General features: G+C 64.0%; 8 protein-coding genes. 4 read left to right on the top strand and 4 right to left on the bottom strand.

Going from position 1 to position 18,579, the window contains the following annotated elements; genetic code table 11:
• Positions 1-85 precede the first annotated feature (85 nt).
• From ABX75_RS01765 to ABX75_RS01755, 3 genes are read left to right on the top strand one after another with little or no spacing between them, the layout of a single operon-like run.
• Complete coding sequence (locus ABX75_RS01765) at positions 86-2,788, top strand: Tc toxin subunit A (protein WP_047881353.1); 2,703 nt, start codon at positions 86-88, stop codon at positions 2,786-2,788.
• Between the two features lie 33 nt (positions 2,789-2,821).
• Positions 2,822-7,663: a neuraminidase-like domain-containing protein gene (locus tag ABX75_RS01760; protein ID WP_047881352.1), complete on the top strand. Its 4,842-nt coding sequence runs from the start codon at positions 2,822-2,824 to the stop codon at positions 7,661-7,663.
• Positions 7,660-12,144: a SpvB/TcaC N-terminal domain-containing protein gene (locus ABX75_RS01755; RefSeq protein ID WP_047881351.1), complete on the top strand. Its 4,485-nt coding sequence runs from the start codon at positions 7,660-7,662 to the stop codon at positions 12,142-12,144. Before ABX75_RS01760 ends, ABX75_RS01755 begins: the two co-directional genes overlap by 4 nt.
• A gap of 51 nt (positions 12,145-12,195) precedes the next feature.
• On the opposite strand, the gene ABX75_RS01750 is transcribed toward ABX75_RS01755, so the two are convergent.
• From ABX75_RS01750 to ABX75_RS01740, 3 genes are all read right to left on the bottom strand, one after another.
• Positions 12,196-15,069, bottom strand: a complete 2,874-nt coding sequence (locus tag ABX75_RS01750) for an RHS repeat-associated core domain-containing protein (RefSeq protein ID WP_047881350.1) — start codon at positions 15,067-15,069, stop codon at positions 12,196-12,198.
• Between the two features lie 115 nt (positions 15,070-15,184).
• Complete coding sequence (locus ABX75_RS01745; protein WP_034099304.1) at positions 15,185-15,481, bottom strand: BolA family transcriptional regulator; 297 nt, start codon at positions 15,479-15,481, stop codon at positions 15,185-15,187.
• A 6-nt stretch (positions 15,482-15,487) separates the two neighbouring features.
• A complete protein-coding gene (locus ABX75_RS01740) occupies positions 15,488-16,003 on the bottom strand; it encodes a DUF2059 domain-containing protein (RefSeq protein WP_032885944.1) in 516 nt (171 codons plus the stop codon).
• A gap of 194 nt (positions 16,004-16,197) precedes the next feature.
• On the opposite strand from ABX75_RS01740, the gene ABX75_RS01735 reads away from it, so the two are divergent.
• Complete coding sequence (locus tag ABX75_RS01735; protein WP_047881349.1) at positions 16,198-17,586, top strand: class II fumarate hydratase; 1,389 nt, start codon at positions 16,198-16,200, stop codon at positions 17,584-17,586.
• On the opposite strand, the gene ABX75_RS01730 is transcribed toward ABX75_RS01735, so the two are convergent.
• Positions 17,583-18,539 carry a DMT family transporter gene (locus ABX75_RS01730; RefSeq protein ID WP_047881348.1) on the bottom strand — a complete coding sequence of 319 codons (957 nt, stop codon included), beginning with the start codon at positions 18,537-18,539 and terminating at the stop codon, positions 17,583-17,585. The genes ABX75_RS01735 and ABX75_RS01730 overlap by 4 nt on opposite strands.
• Positions 18,540-18,579 lie beyond the last annotated feature (40 nt).

Here is an 18,579-nt window from a genome sequence, read left to right as displayed (position 1 = left end):
GGCCGACCTCGGCCGCAAAACCTGCGTGATAGCGTCAGGCGTTGCCCATTGGATCCACCGGTGGGCTCACTGGAAGATCGTTGTCATGCACACTCTAAGCAGTCCTCTGTTGGCCAGACTGCTGGAACGGCCCGCCCCTCCAGGCGAGGGGAAGGTCGACTTCAGCACGGCCCTGCATCAACTCGGCGTTACCAGCGTCTTTGACATTGTGCGCCTGCCCCGCGCCGACTTCATCCGGCAACTGGGCCGCGTCAACGATGACGATGGCGCCCAGGCCTACGACACCGCGCTGGCCTACGCCACCCAGCTGCAATGGCTGTACGAGCTGCAGCCGACCGACACGCCGCCCGCACGCAGCAAGCGCGAGCTGGACGCGAGCGGGTCATCCCTGCTGGCTGAAGACTGGGCCAATGCCTGCGCGCCCGATGCGCTCGCCGCGCTCGATTCGCCGGTGGCTTATCTGCGCACGCTGTACCTGTTCGCGCGGCAGCTGGAACAGAACGGCGTGGGCACCTGCGATAAAGTCCTGCTGAGCCAACGTCGCCCGGATCTGGAAGCACTGGTGATCGACCACGACAGCACCTTCACCCAGCGCCCCCTGCTGACGCTGGTCGATGACATGCTGCGCAAACACATCAAATACCACCATCCGCGCCAGAAGCTGTATCGCCTGCTCAGTACCCAGCACTACCCCCTGACGCTGCCGTATCACCATCACCACTATCAATGCCGCCTCGGGCTGGCCGGCACCCGGCACCGCGTGGGCGAATTGAATTACCGCATCAGCAAACGGCTACCGTTCGATGCCGCCGGCAGCGCGCAATATGGCTGGGTGCAGACGCACAACCCCGATGTGCAATGCCTGTTAAGCGACCTGAACCCCGGGCTACAAACGCTCCTGCTGCAACCGCCCCTTGAAGCCGGCACGTTGTTTCAAACCTGCTTCGGCCTGGCTGGCGCACCGCAGACCCTGCAAGCGCTGCTCGACGCCACTGCCCTGAATACCGCCCAGTTGCACGCGTTGCTGGCAGAGGAACGTTTCGCCCCCCATGCCTCCCCCTCGGTCAAAGATATGCCGTTGCCCCTTTACGGGGCTCGCTATGTCAACGGCACCGATGAGTCGCCGATGACAGTGGCGAGTAATAACGCGCAGTTGCTCAATATCACGGATGAGCGCTTCGACCGCCTGCAGCGCATGATTCGCCTGCAACACGGGGTCGATTTGCCATTTGCCGAACTGGATACCTTGATCGTCAGCGCCATGGCCTGTGAACGGCCGATCAACGCCGACCTGCGTATCAGCCACGGCACCCTGCGTGCGCTGGGAGTGTTTCGCTACCTCAATCGCCGCTATGCACTGACGCCCCTGGCATTCAGCGCCTGGCTTGATCGCGTGCCGTTGCAGGCCAGCGCCACTGCGCAGCCGTTGTTCGACCAGGTGTTCAATCCCACACCGGTAGGCAGCCAACCCCTGCCGCTGGACGACCAGGTGTTGGATAGGCCGACCCGCCAGCGCCTGTGCGCCGCGCTCGAACTCACCGACACGCCGAACTCGTTGCACCTGCTGATCGACGCCTGCCCCACCCCGGTGCTGCGTAACCTGGCGACCTACTCGGCGCTGTATCGGCAGGCACACATCGCGCGCACCTTCGGCCTGTCGGTGCAGCACTGCCGACAGTTGGCCGACCTGCTCGGCCCTGCGACGTGGAGCCACTTGACCGCCCCGACCTTGCGCAGCGGGGAAAGTGTTGCCGCAGACTTTCTCGACGGGCTTATGCAACTGGATTGGGCCGTCACTTGGCTCAAGGACAGCCACACCAGCGTCCCCCAATTGCGCCAGCGTCTGTTGCTGGAGCCGGTCAGCGAGAACCCGGCCCTGGCGCGCTGGGTCGATTTGCTGCGTCACCCCCCCTATGAACTGCCGTCGGCCTGGCAACTGGCGCCGTTGCCGCAGCCGGCTACCGCCGACAACCTGCCCCCCATCGAATGGGCCGGCGTGCTCGCCCAGGCGTTCGGAGCGTCAGCGGACCTGTCCCAACCTCGACAACCCTCGCTTGCCCTGGACCAGGCGATTGCGGCCTTGAGCCTGAGCCCGGTGCCCGCCCAGGACGCAGTCCTCAAACAGCAAGCCAAGGATCGACTGACGCCCTGGCTGCAACGCATCGCGGACAAAGGCCAACGCGTGTGCATCCAGCAGTTCCTGGATACCCCGGTGCCGACGCCCTACAGCAAGGAGCTCACGCTTTACTACAACCAGTTCCTCAACAGCGCAAAAACCCCGCCCGCGCTCAAGCACCTGATCCTGCTGGCGCCGGATGTCACCACACTGCTGGCCTTGCCGGTGAACGACACGTCATTGCGTCAACTGCTGCTCAACCCCCATTGGCTGGACCGCGCGCTGGCGCCGTCGACCCTGCTCGAACTGAACCTGGGCACTCTGTATTTGTTGCAGCGCTTCAAGGCGTGCTGCGACACCTGGGGCCTGACCCAGGACGAGCTTCTGGACTTCTTTCGGCGCGCCAACGGCAACGGCGCGCAGCCACTCGACACACAACTGAGCCACTGGCTGGGCTGGAGCGAAACAGAACTGCGGGTGCTCACCGATACCTTGCCCACCAGGCGTGTCACGGCCATGGATCAGTTGGATTGGATCCTGCGCTGCCACCAAGCATGCGCCGCCACGCGCCTGCCCTGCCAGGCCCTGCTGGACGCAAGCCACCTGAGCCTCTCCAGCGACTTCAGCCAATGGAAGGCCCTCGGCGAAGCGGTCATTGCCGCGCGCCACTAAGGGCCGCCTCCCACCCGGACTCAAGGAACGACTATGTCTGAGCCCCTCGAACACCGTCTCAACGAAGCCTGCCGCGATGCCATGCTCGGCTTCTACCTGGCGCATTGCATCAGCGCCCCGTTGAAAACCACCCTGCGTACCCCAGAGGATCTGTACGACTATTGGCTGCTGGATGTGCAGGTCAGCCAGGCCGTGCCGAGCAGCCCGGTGGCCAGTGCGATCACCAGCCTGCAGCACTACATCAACCGCATCCTGGGCGGGCTGGAACCGGGCTACGAAACACAGGGCCCGTTGCCTGACGAAGCGCGCGCCTGGCAAGACAGCCTGCGCACCTACCCGCTGTGGAGCGCCAGTCAGCAACTGCGTTACCAGCCCCACCACTTCCTCGACCCCACGCTGCGCGAGGACAAGAGCGCCAGCTTCGAGCAACTGGAAAACGACCTCAACCAGCACCGGCTGCAACCGGCCACGGTGCAAAGCGCCGTGCAAGGTTACCTGGCACGGTTCGAACACATCGCGCGCTTACAGACCCTCAACGGCTACATCGATGGCGACGTGCGACAACTGGACACCAGCACCTATTACTTTGTCGGCAAGTCGGTCAGCGACGACCTCTATTACTGGCGCTCGCTGGACCTGTCCAAACGCTCCAGCGCCAACCCCAGGGCACCCGCGCCTCGGGCATGGAGCGATTGGAAGCCGATCAACCTGACGTTTTCCGCCGACATTCCGGCCCACAGTGTGCGGCCGGTGCTGTTCAATCAGCGCCTGTTTATCGTATGGGCCGAGTGCATCAAACCGGCGCCGTATCACGCCGTGCACGGCCCGGTAAACGACAATGGCGAAGACGAGGACGACGATGATAAACAGCGCCACGCCGAATGGCTCAACAGCCGCTTCGTGAAGTTGCGCCTGTGTTTTTCCTATCAAAAACGCGATGGCAGTTGGAGCCTTCCCCAGGTGGGCCTGGAGGAACATTGCGTCACACGCGGGATCAATGCGCTAGCCCCCGAACAACTCAAGCGCATCACCCAGACCATTGCGGTGGTCGACAGTCGCAGCCCCCAAAGTCTGTTCCTGGGTATACGCGCCAACACGTTGAACCATGGCGGCGAACAGCCGGGGGAGTTCTTTCAAGCCATCAGTGTCGATCAGGCACTGGACGTCAAGGTGGTGGCGTCCGCCGGCAGCCCGGGGCGTTACAAGATCGTGCCGGGCTCGGCCGTTGCGCTGGAAACCATCCGTCTGCTGGAAGCTTACGAGTCCACGCAGAACACACCGTTGCAGACCGCCCTGCTCGGAGGGCTCGACGAAGCCAATGTATTTTCCAGCGCCTTGCTGCCGCCATTCGCCCACCGTTACTTCGGGTTGTTCTTCGACATCAACAAGGACAGCCTGCAATTCAAGGCCAGCCTAACGGATGACTCAACCGAGCCCGTGCTGACCCTGACACCTGAAGGCTCGCCCCAGGCCCCCTTGAAAACCTGGGATTTCGAAGCCAGAAGCCAAGACATCCTCGACGCCGACAGCATCAGCACCACGTTCGACCCGATCACCAACGAAGTAGTATTCACCTCGAAAACCGCCAAGCGCTTTTTGCAGACCTACAAAGTCACCCTCAAAACCCGGCATGCCGAAGCGAGCATTACCTTGGTCACCGAATCAGCCATGCACGATTCGGCCATGGCCGATGTCGAGTTGAGCGAGGGCTCGGCCATCATCCTGGACAGCACGATTGTGTCGGACGTCGACGTCACGCACTACGCGATGTTTTTCAAAAACCCCAAGACCGGCAAGACCTTCGCCAATGCCATCTATGACAAAGGCAGCCTGTTGCTCACCCTGACGGGCCAAGCGAAGGCCGCTCAGGATTGGCGCGCCGGGCAAGACGGGACCAAGAACGTCACCGAGTATTCGCTGGAAGGCAAATTCATCGCCAAGAATGCCTTCCTGCATTTATATGCCCATGCGCAGGACAACGTGCTGGCAATCCTCGACCGCTACAGTGACTACGGCCTGCCGGGCGATCAATCCTCCAGCAAAAAACTGCACTTCGTGAATGACTTGCGATTGGTGTACAGCAGCGCGTCGATGCCCATCCGGCTTTATCGCCACGTCATCATGCAGTCCCGGCTCAAGGACCGGCCCACCCCGCACGCGATCAGCAACAACACTGCGCAGATACTTAACTTCACCGACAGCGAACACGAAAGCCTGGCCGGCTCGGCACCGGAGTTGCCGGTCGGGCACGTCACGACCACACGGATCAAACTGCCCAGTGGGCAACCGTCCTCGGCGGTCACGGTGATCCACGGCGTGATTACCCTGGAGAGCCAAGAGGATGGCGCACGGGTGCTGGGGTATGCGCTCAAGGCCGTCACCTGCACCCTCAGCCACTCCCTGAGCGTTACCCAACCGGCCCGTTCCCCGCGGATCAGCTCCCTACGCCAGGAAAGCGGGGAGCGCCTCGAAGTCCTCGACTTTTCCGCGAGCCTCAAACCGTCGCTGCCGGCGATCCCACTGAACAGCCGCCTCGCCAGCCAACTGTTCAAGACCGCCACGGCCGCGCTTGATCCGCCGCTTGCCTGTGGTTTCACAGCGGTTGACGGGGTTGCAGCGCAATCGGCGGACTTCCACGGAGCGCACGGCCAGTACCTGCGGGAGCTGTTGATCTACGTGCCGTGGACCATCGCCCATCAGCTCAACCGGCAACAGCAATACGCCGAAGCAGAACGTTGGCTGCACGGTCTATACAACCCTCGCCAGCCGCATACCGGCACACTGAGCGCGCTGACAGCCGCCCCTGTGGAGCTGAGTTACGCCTGCATGCAGCCCGAGCAGCCCCATGAGCTGGCCCTGAGTTTTCCGCGTTACCTGCGTAAGGCATTGCATTTGCTCAATGTGGATATCCTGATCAACCGCGGCGACGCGGCCTATCGTCAGTTAAGCCCCGACAGCCTGGCCGAAGCCAAGCTCTGGTACCGCCAGGCGCAGCACCTGCTGGGCACGCGCCCGACGCTGACCCGCGCCGATACTTGGACCCCGCGCGCCCTCGGTGACCTGGCCAGTACCGCAGCGCTGGCCATACGCGCGCTGGAGCACCAACCGGAGTACTTGCGCTCGTTGTCGCGCCAGTGTGTCACCTTCGGCCAACGCGCCTGGCTTATGGACAGCCCCAACCTGCATCGTCCTTTAAGCCCGCAACAGGTGGCGCGTTGGGACACTCTGGAAGCTCGCCTGCACGGCTTGCGCACCCACTTGGACATCACCGGCAAGCCGTTGCGCCCGTCGTTGTTCGCCGCGCCTTTAGCGCCTGCCGCGCTGCTCGCGCGGGCGGCGCACAGTGCCATGGGTGGCGCCGAAGCGCCTTTGACGACGCGCCCGGAAGTCGGCCACTACCGCTTCCAAGTCATCGCCGGGCACGCCATGAATGCGGTCGACAGCCTGGCGCAGTTCGGCGCCACGCTGCTGGCGCTGATCGAACGCAAAGAGCAGGCGCACCTGCTCGACGTGCAACAACAGCAGGCTTGGGAGCTGGCCAGCCTGGTGGTGACCCAGCATACCCAGGCGCTGGCGATCGACGAAAAAAACCGCCAAGCCTTGCTGCACAGCCGTGCGGTGATCAAGGGGCGCCTGGACTTCCTGACCCAACGGCTCAACGAAGGCATCAGCGCCGGTGAAATCGCCGCCGGCCAGCAGTACCTCGAAAGCGCCGCCTGGGAGCGCAAAGTGGCCATCGCCGGCATGGGCGCCGGTGCCGCCATGCTGGCGCCGAACATTTTCGGCACCGCCTTTGGCGGCATGCGTTTTGAGGGGTTGTTTCAAGGCTATCAGGCGTTCGCCCAGGGCGAGGCCAACGCAGCCCGCGCCAACGCCAACGAGCTGGAGCGCACCGAGCAGTTCAACCGGCGCGCCCAGGACTGGGCCCATGCCGAGCAACAAGCGCGCCTGGAACTGGCGCAGGTCGACGCCCTGCTGCATACCCAGGCCGAACAGGAAAAAGCCACCCGCCTGCACCTGCGCAGTGCCCAGACGGCCCTGGCCCAGGCCCAGTCGACCTATCAACTGCTGAGCACCCGCACCGCCCGGGCCCAGCTGTATGAGTGGCTCAATACACAGTTGGGCACTTTCTATTACGCCCTGCATGACAGCGCCCAATCACTGTGCCTGGCCGCCGAGGCGTGCTGGCAGTACGAAACCGCCGAACAGCGCACGTTCTTTTCCACTGACAGTTGGCGCCAGGCCCACCACGGTTTGCTGAGCGCCGAAGCCTTGAAGTTGAACCTGCTGCGCATGAATGCGGCGTACCTGCAACACACGCCACGGGAGCTGGAGATCAGCAAAACCGTGTCGCTGCGCCATCGCCTGATCGAGTGCGGGGTGATGGTCCCGCAGATAAGCCCGAACACCTTGCCCACCAAGACCTGGGCCGATCACAAAGCCGCGCTGGTGCAGCACGGCACCTTGTGTTTCGAGCTGACCAGAGCGTTGTTCGATGAGGATTACCCCGGCCACACCTTGCGCCGCATCAAGCAGGTCAGCCTGTCATTGCCCGGCACCCTGGGGCCCTACGAGGACATCAAGGCCACCCTGACCCAAACCCGCAACGAAGTGGATAGCGCCGGTGGCGGCCCGCGTACCGAATGGCGCGCGCGCCAGCAGATCGCGTTGTCGCGGGGGCTGGACGACAACGGCCAGTTCAGCCTCGACTTCGATAACGACCCGCGCTACCTGCCGTTCGAATACACCGGTGCCGTGTCCTCCTGGCGCCTGGATTTTCCCCATCCGCAACGCCAAAAAGACCTGCTGGAATCGATCACCGACATCATTGTGCATGTGCGCTACACCGCCCGACCGGCCAGGAGCGACGCATGAGTACCCCCGCTAATTCATCACCTATCCAACTGCCGGCGCTGCCCAACAGCGGCACGCCACCAGGCGCCGCCAAGGGCTGGGCGCCTGTCGGCGCCGACGGTGTCGCGCGTCTGGAGATCGCGCTGCCGATCAGCCCCGGTCGCGGCTACGCACCGGCACTCGCCCTCACCTACCGTAGCAACGCCGGCAACAGTGCGTTCGGCTTCGGTTGGGACGTCAACGTCGCGGCCGTGACCCGTTGCACCCGGCGTGCCGTGCCGAGTTATACCGAGGCCGACACCCTGCTGGGGCCGGACGCCCAGGCATGGATGCCCGAGTGCGACGCCAACGGCACGCCGGTGCAGACCCAGCGCGACACCTTCAATCAACAGGCGCTGGGCACGACTTACACCGTTACCCGCCACTTCCCCAGGGTGGAGAGCGACTTCGCGCGCATCGAACATTGGCACTCGGCCCTCGACCCCGCCGGCTTTTGGCGGGTGCAGGCCAGCGACGGCACTCAGCACTTGTACGGCAAAAGCCTCGCGGCGCGCATTGCCGACCCCGAACACCCCACGCATGTGGCGCAATGGCTGCTGGAGGAAAGCCTCAATGCGCACGGCGAACATATCGGCTATCGCTATCAGGCCGAAACCGATACCCGCACATTCCCCCATGACAGCCGAGCCCAGCGCTATCTGCACAGTGTGTATTACGGCAACGTCAACGCCCGGGAAAAAGCCACGCCGTACCTGTTCAAGACCGACGACCTCTCGCGCCAAGCCTGGCACTTTCATCTGGTATTCGACTATGGGCAGCGCAGCGCCGCTTTCGACCAGGTGCCTACCTATGCGCCGACCACTGACTGGGCCGTGCGCCAGGACCCGTTTTCCCGCTACGCCTACGGTTTTGAACAGCGCACGTTGCGCCTGTGTCGACAAATCCTGATGTTTCACGCGTTCCCCGACGAGCCAGGCATGGGGCCAGACCCAGTGTTGGTCAAACGCCTGCTGCTCGAACATCACGTCGGCCGCAATGGCTTGACCCAGCTGATGGCCACCCACGAGCAGGCGGTGGATGCCCACGGCACGCTCAGCTATCAACCGCCCCAGGAATACCTGTACCAGAGCGTCGCATTGAAGCTGGACAGCACACGTTATCGACCGTTTGAGGCGCTCCCCGGCCATGGATACCAGTTGCTCGACCTCTACGGCGAAGGCGTGCCGGGGTTGGTATACCGCACTGACCACGCCTGGTATTACCGCGCGCTCGTGCGGGCCGTGGACGCCGCCGACGCCGATGCCGTCGGTTACGGCCCGGCCCAGACGTTGCCGGTCAAACCGGAAGTCGGGCCGTCGCGCCCGCGCGTCCAGGCGTTGCTGGATGTGGATGGCGACGGCCGCCCGGAGTGGGTTACGGCGCAACCGGGCATGCGCGGTTTTTTCCGACTTGACCCACACCCGGACGAAGCGCGTTTTATCCCTTTCGAGGCATTGCCCGTGGAGTTGCTGCACCGCGATGCGGTGTTCGCCGACTTGATGGGCAGCGGCTTGGCCGACCTGGCGTTGGTGGGTCCGCGCAGCGTGCGCCTGTATGCCCATCAACAAGCCAAGGGCTTTGCCGCCGGCATTGAGGTGGCGCATGTGGTCGAGGACGATGACTTGCCTTCATTGAGCCCATCACCCAGCGATTGGGTGGGCTTCAGCGATGTGCTCGGCAGCGGTCAGCCGCACCTGGTGCGCATCCGCCACGACGAGATCAAGTGCTGGCCGAACCTGGGCCGTGGCCGCTTCGGCAAGGGCCGGGTGCTGGCCACGCTGCCGTTCCGGCATAGCGCGTTCAACCCGGCCAATGTGTTGCTCGCCGACTTGGACGGCTGCGGCGCCAGCGACCTGCTGTACCTGACCCCCGATGCCGTGCGCATTTACCTTAACCGAAGCGGCAATGGGTTCGCCGCCACGCCGTTGCTGTTGCCCTGGCCTGCCGGGGTGCAGCACGACGAACGCTGTCAGGTCAGCCTGGCGGATGTACGCGGGCAGGGTTTTGTCAGCCTGGTCATCAGCGTCATGCACCCGCGTCCGCGTCACTGGATCTACGACTTTTTCGACGCCAAACCGGGACTGCTGCGTTATACGTGCAATAACCTGGGCACGGTGGCCCAGGTGAGATACCGCAGCAGCGCCCAGGAATGGCTGGACGAGAAAAAGGAGCTTGAGGACGCCGGAACGCGTGCCGTCAGTCGGTTGCCGTTCACTTTGGACCTGGTCAAACAGCACATGCAGCACGACGAGATCACCGGTAACACGCTGACACAGCACTTGAGCTATCGACAGGCGTATTACGCCGCCGACGAACGTGCATTCCACGGCTTCGGCCTGGTACTGCAGCGGGACAGCGACCTCCCCGTCGGCGGTTTGCTGAGCAAGCGCTGGTTCCACACCGGCCAGGCGCTCGACATGCCCCGCGACGGCTACAGCACCCACGCCCCTGACGAAATCACCCTGGGCCCGACCTTACTCGGGCAGCCCACCACGCCCAACACGGCGCAGCCCACCGACCACCAAGACCGCCTGATCACGGCCCCCACGCTCCAGGAACGGCGCGAGGCCGCCTATGCACTCAGGGGCCTGCCACTGCGGGAGGAACTGTTTGCGCTGGATGCCGCCGACGGCGTGCCGTTTTCCGTGCAGCAGCATCGCTATCTGGTGCGCCGCCTGGCCCCCGCACACGGCGCACAGCCCTGGGCACGGCTGCTGCCGCTGAGGCTGGAGAGCGTGGAGTGCCGCTACGAACGGGTGCGCGACGATCCGGTGTGCCAACACCAACTCAACCTGCGCTGGGACGCCTATGGTTGCCCGGTGCACAGCGTCACGGTGCACCACGCGCGGCGAAAAACCGCCGACGACACGCCGCCGGCACACCTCACCGATCCCCACGCCCAACAATGGTGGCGGGACACCCACGACAGCGCGCAACAGCGTTATTACCTGAGCGAAACCCTGAGCCAGTGGATTCATCACGATCAACCGGATCAATGGCGCCTGGCCCTGCCCTATCGCCATCGCACCAATACCTGGACTTTGCCCAAGGGCGAAGCGGCGCACGGCCTCACGGATGCGGCCGTGCGCTATGAACGCTTTATCGACCGCCACAGCGGGCCGCTGGGGCCGCAAGCACCGCGTGAACTCAGTGGCTTGTCGGTACAGCACTACCGCGAGCCGGGCGGCAAGGGCAAAACCCTCGCGCCGGGGGGCGCCACGTTCCAAGCCCTCAGCGACTACCTGGAAACCGCCGAACTCGATCCCCAAGCGTTGGCGGCCTACACGCAGATCCCCAGCCTGCCGGGCCAGCCGACTTGGGACACCGACCGCCAATTGCAGTACCTGGGCTACCAGCCCATGGCGGTGTTTTTTTTCGCCAACGCGGCGGAACGAAGTGCGCCACCGCGCCTGTGGTCGGTACGCCGGCAGTTCCCCCGCTACCTGAGTGCCAAACGCTTTTACCGCCTGCGCAGTTGGCGCCTGACCGAGGATGCGGGCGAAACCACGCTGGATTACGACCCCTATTGGTGTCACGTCAGCCAGATCACCCAAGCAGACGGTTGCGTGACCCAGGCCACTTACGACTACCGCCTGCTGCTGCCGGTCAAGGTGGTGGACCCCAACGGCACACAGCAGGAGGTGCGCTATGACGGCTTCGGGCGGGTAATGGTCAGCAGTATTCACGGACAGGAGGCTGGCAAAGCTGTGGGCTTTGCGTCGTTGTCCTCCCTCGGCCATACGCAGGCGCTGCCGATGACCCAGGTGATCCAAAAGCCCGAGACCTTACTCGGCGGCGCCGCCAGTGCCTGGGTGTATGCGCCATTCAGTTGGATGGGCACCGTTGCCCAGGCCGACGTGCGCCCATCATGGGTGAGCCAGAACTACCTGCTACCGGGCGGGCAGATCCGCGCCACCGCCCGGCTGCGTCTGAAAAAGATCGGCGCGGCCGCCAGCCAGGAACTGCAGGCCCTGTACCGCTTGATCAACCAGGCGCAGCGCGAGCCGGTGCATTGCCTGATGCTGCAGGCCGATCGTTACCCCGACGACCAAGCCAGGCAGATTCACCAACGGCTGACCCATTGGGACGGCTGGGGTCGCGCATTACAAAGCAAGCAGAAGACCGAGCCCGGCCTTGCCTACGCCGTGGCGGCGGACGGCACATTAATCGTGGAAAACCAGCGCCTCCAGCAGGTCAGCGCCGATCCGCGCTGGCGCGTGAGTGAACGGGTGGAATACAACCCGCAAGGTTTGCCCATCCGCGTATACCGGCCGTATTTCGCCGACCGGCCTGGTTTTATCGACGACGCGTCACTGCGCAACTTCGGCGTATGCGACCAGCTCGTCTACGATGCAACAGGCCGCCTGGTGCGCACGCTCAACGCCAACGGTTCGCTCACGCGCAGCAGCTATTGGGCCTGGTACACGGTCAGCGAGGATGAAAACGACACCGCCGAGCCGTGAGCCGCGCGGCTGCCAGGGGACCGAACAAGTCCTTGGCAGCCACGCCTGGCGTCAGCGCCGGTGCGGCTGACGCACGCCTTCCACGCGATAGTGGCTGCCGCCCAAGTGCCTGAACATCAAACGGTAGGCGCCACGCCCGCGCGTCGCGGCATAACCGTGCAGGTCTGCCGACCACAGGCGATCGTCGTGCTGATGCCAGTGAATCGCGCCAAACCGACGTTCACGCAGGTGGCTGAGGGTCAGGGCAATACTGCGTCCGGCACGGCTACGGGGGTCGATATCGGCCACGGATGCGCTGTCGATGCGCATCACCGGCAGCGCGGCAGAGCTGGCCGAAGGCGTCATGCCCGGCACTGCGGCGCTGGACTGCCGGCCTCGGCGCGCACGTCCGCCGCTCGCCGCCTGCGTCGTCGCGACGACCTCGAAGGTGCCGGCCCCCCCTTGCGCAGCGCCGGTGGAGGACAACGCCCGAGCGGGGCCACGCAACACGAGGGTGCTGAACCCCATGCGTCTCATCTCGGCGCCGGGGTTACGCGTATCCGTCAGCAAGGTATCGACCCGTCCGGTTCTATCCACCGGCCCCACATAACCCAATACGCGGTCTTCCTTCACCGACAAATAAATCGAAACGCCCTCTTCACCATGGCGGCGCTCATACGCGAAGTTGACCAGCCGCTCTGTTTCTTGGTGGCTCAAACCCGCCTGCTGGGCCAAGTCGAGGGCCAGTTCCGTGACCGACCGGGCGAACTGTTGCTCGGCCTCCTCATCTGCCCTGGCCATGGCCTGGGGTTGCATTTCACGGTAACCGCGCAGACGACTGGCGCCGAACAACAGCCCTCCGATCAGCGCGCCCACGGCCGCGCCGCTGGCCGCGTCGCCGTGCAACGTCCCGGCACTCAGCCCCATCAAGGCAAACAGCAACAGGATGATCAGCCCGCCCGCTATGCGTGTGGTTTCCGCGGCGGCCGGCTGAAGGCCCATCACATCGACGAACGTAACGGGGTTGTTATTGGCCATCAGGTAGGGGTTCGAGCCGTCGCCAGCGCCCGCCGGGTCGGGGTTGATCCAGCGCTGCAACCACGGCGCGTAGTAGCGAAAACCGTAATAGTACAAACCGCTGGCATCGCGCTCTTTGCCGCAATAACGCCGGCTTTTCCCGTGCCCCTCCAAGGCATTGCGCGACGCCCACCACGCCGTGCCGCCAAACGGAAAATAGCTATCCTGGCTGAGCAACTGCGCCTGTTCGTCCAGCTCCAGCGTATGGCTGGACTGATGGTCCGTCAGGCAAAAGCGCAACGCTTCGTGGCCGGCGCCCGCCTCCGGCCCCTGCTCCCATTGCAGCACCTCGACCGCGCACGGCCCCGCCTCGACGCGCAGCACATTCAGCTCACGGGACGGGCTGTGGCGGACCTCCAGGCCCGGCAAGTAATAGACTCGCGCCGTTTGCCGCTGCCCGGCGACTTGGCGATGGATAAGCTTGAGGGCGCGCTGACCATCGCTGGCATAGACGTAGGTTTCTTCATCGTCGGGCTCGGCCTCGCGTTGCACGAGGGTGACCTTGGCCAATTGGTTACGCACGTTCCAATGCATCGGCTGGCCCCGCGCCAACCATTGCTGATTGCCGTTGGCATCAAAACCCTGGGCCGAACTTTCGTCGCGCAGCCCGCGGTTGCTGTTATCCGCCACCTGCAGGGTGCGTGTGTAACCGCTGCCCGTCGACGGCGCATGGCGCAACTGGGTCAGATTGCCGGCGGCGTCGTACTCATAGCGCTGGGTGTAATTGCGCCACAGGCCGATGTCGGTCGCGCCGAAAGACACTTGCGCCGGCAAACCCGGGCCGATGCTCGCCACCGCGCTTTCACGCCCCGTGGCCTGGATCAACTGGTACAGCGAATCGTAGGCATAGTGACTGGAGGCCTCGATTTGAGTATTGCTGTGCCACTGCGTCGGTTGCGCCTGATCCAGCAGGCTGACCACGTTACCGACCGGGTCGTAGGCGTAGCGCAGGTCCTGCAAAAGCGCCGAAGTCTCCCCCGCGCGCTGCGCGGTCAAGCGTTGCAAGCGGCCATCCTCGACGCCGTAGTGCGCCTGGCGGCTCACCCCGTTGCCCAGCAGCGCCGATTCCACTTGGCCGGCGGCGTTATAAACGCAGCGCTTGATCAAGGCTTTGCGCGTGCCGTCCTTGAAACTGAGACTGCTTGTTTGCAATTGCCCGTCGGCGCCATACAGGAACTGCCGGCTATTGCCCCTGGCGTCGATCTGCTCCAGCGTGGCGCCCAATGCATCGAAGCGCCAGCGCGTGGTGTAGGCCTGGTTTTGCAGGAGCCCATCCTGGGCGGCGGCGGCCTGGGGCCAGTCGACGTCAGCGCCGAGCTGGCAAAACCGCCGGGTCTGGCTGAGCACCTGGCCCCCCATCCCGTACGCGTCAAACACCTGGGTGCCCGCCGGGTCGGCATGCCGCAGCAGGCGGCCATTGCGGTTCAAGGCGCGATGTTCTTCGGTAGGCGCGGCGTAGACCAGCCGCTCGACACAACGCGGTTGCGCATCCGTGGCGGCTTGCTCGAACACCGCCACCGGACGCAGCAGCGCATCGTACTCATGCCGCTGATGGGCGCCGCGCCCATCCCACGCCTGCACCACCTGCCCGGACGGCGCGGCCAGCAGCAGGCGCAGGCCGGCGTCCACGTCCTGACGCCGCACTACCGCGCCGGACAGGCTGTAGAGATAACGTTGGTTGGGTTGGGTTTGCAGGCGCGGGTCCCACTGCTCCAGCACAAAACCGTTAGCACTGTGGACAGCACGTCGCACGCGGGGCGTGGGCGCATCCTCGGCACTGGCACGGTGGTAAGCGACGTTGCGCACTGGCAGACCACGGGGGTCGAACGCCGTCAGCGAGGGGGTATTGCGATGAAGTGAAGCAGGCATGGACTCATGACTCCAAGGACACAATGGTCACCTGAGCCTAAGGAGCCTGAACGGGGAGCGGCGGTAGCCGGGTATGTGGGCTTCAACCGGTCAACACCGGTTGAAGCCCGCCACATTACGCGTGCCCGCCAGCGCAGGTCGGCGAGGCCGGCGCTGCGTCGATGGTCGCCCATTCTTCGGGCGTGTAGGTGTGCAGCGCCAGCGCATGAAACTCGCTCATCAGGTCACCCAATGTGGCGTAGACCTTTTGATGGCGCTTGACGCGATTAAGCCCGGCGAACTGCTGGCTGACCAACACTGCCTTGAAGTGGGTCTGCAACCCACGGCTGTGCATATGGCTTTCGTCCAGCACGCTCAGGTGATCCGGGGCCAGGGCGGCAAGCGCCGTTTCGATACGCTGTTGCATAGTCATTGCTGCTTACTTCTTCTTGGCCGGTGCGGCTTTTGGGGTCAGCTCGTTGGTCATGTCTTCCAACAGCTTGTTGACCACCGGTACGGCGCTTTCCAGTTTGGCCTGGGTCATCTGAGCCGATTGCTGGGTCAGTTGCGGCATTTTTTCCAGGACTTTCTTACCCAGCGGCGACTGGTAGAACGCGACCAGGTCCTTGAGTTCGGATTCGCTGAAGTTGGTGGTGTAAAGCTTGACCATGTCCGGTTTCAGCTTCGGCCAACCGATGGCCTGGTCCAGGGCGGCATTGGCCTTGGCCTGGTAGCTGTCGAGCACCGATTGCTTGGCGGCGGGCGCCTTGGTCTGCTCGAAACGCTGGGCGAACATTTGCTGCACTTGCATGTACACCGGGGTACCCAGCTTGTCGGCATGGGCCAGGGTCAGGAAGGCTTCGGCACTGGCGTTGTGGCTGGCGGTATCGGCAAAAACCTGGCCGCTGGCGCAAACCAGAGCAACCGCGGTACAGATGGCACGAAGACGAGTCATCGAGTTTCCTTTCTAGCTGGCGAGGTAAAACCCCAAGGGCGACCATTCTGCGCCTAAAAAACCTCGCGGCTCAACCCCACCCCTTGTCAGCCCTGGTTTTGCGGGGCGCAGACGCAGTGAAGAAAGTTTGTGGAACCCATCTGCGTGCCCAGGGCCTAAACTGACCTCTCTCGACTGGATAAGGAGGATGCACGATGAGCCGTATCGAAACCGACAGCCTGGGCGACGTAGAGGTGCCTGATGACGCCTACTGGGGTGCGCAGACCCAGCGCTCGCTGGTCAATTTCGCGATTGGCGAGCAACGCATGCCCCTGGCGGTTCTACATGCCCTGGCCCTGATCAAGAAAGCCGCGGCGCGGGTCAACGACCGCAATGGCGACTTGCCCGCCGACATCGCGCGCCTGATCGAACAGGCCGCCGATGAGGTGCTCGACGGTCAACACGACGATCAATTCCCCCTGGTGGTGTGGCAGACCGGCAGCGGCACCCAGAGCAACATGAACGCTAACGAAGTCATCGCCGGCCGCGCTAACGAGCTGTCCGGCAAGACCCGTGGCGGCAAGAGCCCGGTCCACCCCAACGACCATGTGAACCGCTCGCAAAGCTCCAACGACTGCTTCCCCACAGCCATGAGCATCGCCACCGTGCAGGCGGTGCATCAACAACTGTTACCGGCGATCACCTACCTGTCCGGCGGCTTGGCGGAACTCTCGGCGCGGCATATGAACCTGGTGAAGACCGGCCGCACCCATATGATGGACGCCACGCCGATCACCTTCGGTCAGGAGATCTCGGCGTTCATCGCCCAGCTCGACTATGCCGAAAGAGCTATCCGCAGCGCCCTGCCCGCCGTGTGCGAGCTGGCCCAGGGCGGTACGGCGGTGGGCACCGGGCTCAATTCCCCTCAGGGTTTCGGCGAGGCAATGGCTTCCGAGCTGGCGGCGCTGTCCGGGTTGCCATTCGTTACCGCGCCCAACAAGTTTGCCGCGCTGTCCGGCCACGAGCCGCTGGTGACCTTGCACGGTGCGCTGAAAACCCTGGCCGTGGCGCTGATGAAAATTGCCAACGACCTGCGCCTGCTGGGCTCCGGCCCGCGCGCCGGGCTGGCCGAGGTGAAACTGCCGGCCAACGAACCGGGCAGCTCGATCATGCCGGGCAAGGTCAACCCCACTCAGTGCGAAGCGCTGTCGATGCTGGCCTGCCAGGTGCTGGGCAACGACGTGACCATCGGCATTGCGGCAAGCCAAGGGCACTTGCAGTTGAACGTGTACAAGCCGGTGATCATCCACAACCTGCTCGAATCGATCCGCCTGCTGGCCGATGGCAGCAACAACTTCCAGGAGCATTGCATCGCCGGGCTTGAACCGGATGCTGGGCAGATGGCCGAGCACCTGGAACGCGGTTTGATGCTGGTTACTGCGCTCAACCCGCATATCGGCTACGACAAGTCGGCGCAGATCGCCAAGAAAGCGTACGCCGAGGGCCTGACGCTACGGCAAGCGGCGCTGGACCTGGGCTACCTCACCGACGCTGAGTTCGACCAGTGGGTGCGCCCGGAAAACATGCTGGAGGCGGGGCATTAAGGCGCCATGCGCAATCGCCGGGCCTTGAGCCCGGCGAACAACGACGGCGCCAGGGCAACCGCCGCCGAGCCCAATACCACCACCACCGCGCCGAAATAGCCGAGGGCGTTGATCTCTTCGGCCTGCACATAGTCGGGCCACAGCCACGCCGCCAGCGCCACCGCGACGAAGGTCACCAAGGGCGTGAGCGCCAGGGTCGCGCTGACCCGCGACGCCTCCCAATGGGCCAGGGCTTCTGCGAACGCGCCATATGCCACCAGGGTGTTCATGCAGCACGCCAGCAGCAGCCAGCCTTGCAGCGGGCTCAGTTGCAGGGCTTCCAGCGGATGCGCCCAGGGGGTCAGCAGCACGGCGCAGCAGAGGTAAATCACCATCATCACCTGCAACGAGTTCCACACCGTGAGCAACTGCTTTTGGCCCAGTGCGTAGAACACCCAGATGGAGGTGGCGAGCAGCACCGTCAGTACACCGGCGGTATAGGCGCCGAGGGAGGTAAGCAACTCCGTCAGCCGCTGGTTGAAGAACAGCCCGAACCCGACGATCAGCACCACCAGGCCAATTACCTGGCCCAGGCTGAAGCGTTCTTTGAACACAAACACACTGGCGATCATCAGAAAGATCGGACCCATCTGCACCACTAATTGCGCCGTGCCGGGGCTGAGCAGCTTGAGGCCCACCAAATACAACACGTAGTTGCCCACCAGGCCGCACACCGCCATGGCCACCAGCCAACCGCCCTTGGGGCCCAACACCTTGCGACTGGGCAAGCGCTTGGTGGCGGCCAGGTAAACAAACAGGCAACTGCCGGCCACCGTCAGGCGAAACCAGGTCACCGTGATCGGGTCCATCACTTGCAATACTTGCTTGAGTTTGATCGGCAAAATGCCCCAGAGCAGCGCGGTCAGCAGGGTCAGGAGGAAACCGTAGACCCAGCGGCCGGAAGAGATATGCATGAGTGCCCCAAAAAATGCCAGAGGTGGAGGAGCGGCCATT

The organism is Pseudomonas sp. ARP3, assembly GCF_001029595.1.
Taxonomy (GTDB): Bacteria; Pseudomonadota; Gammaproteobacteria; order Pseudomonadales; family Pseudomonadaceae; genus Aquipseudomonas; species Aquipseudomonas rhodesiae.
This window is presented reverse-complemented; position numbering and strand designations above follow the sequence as displayed.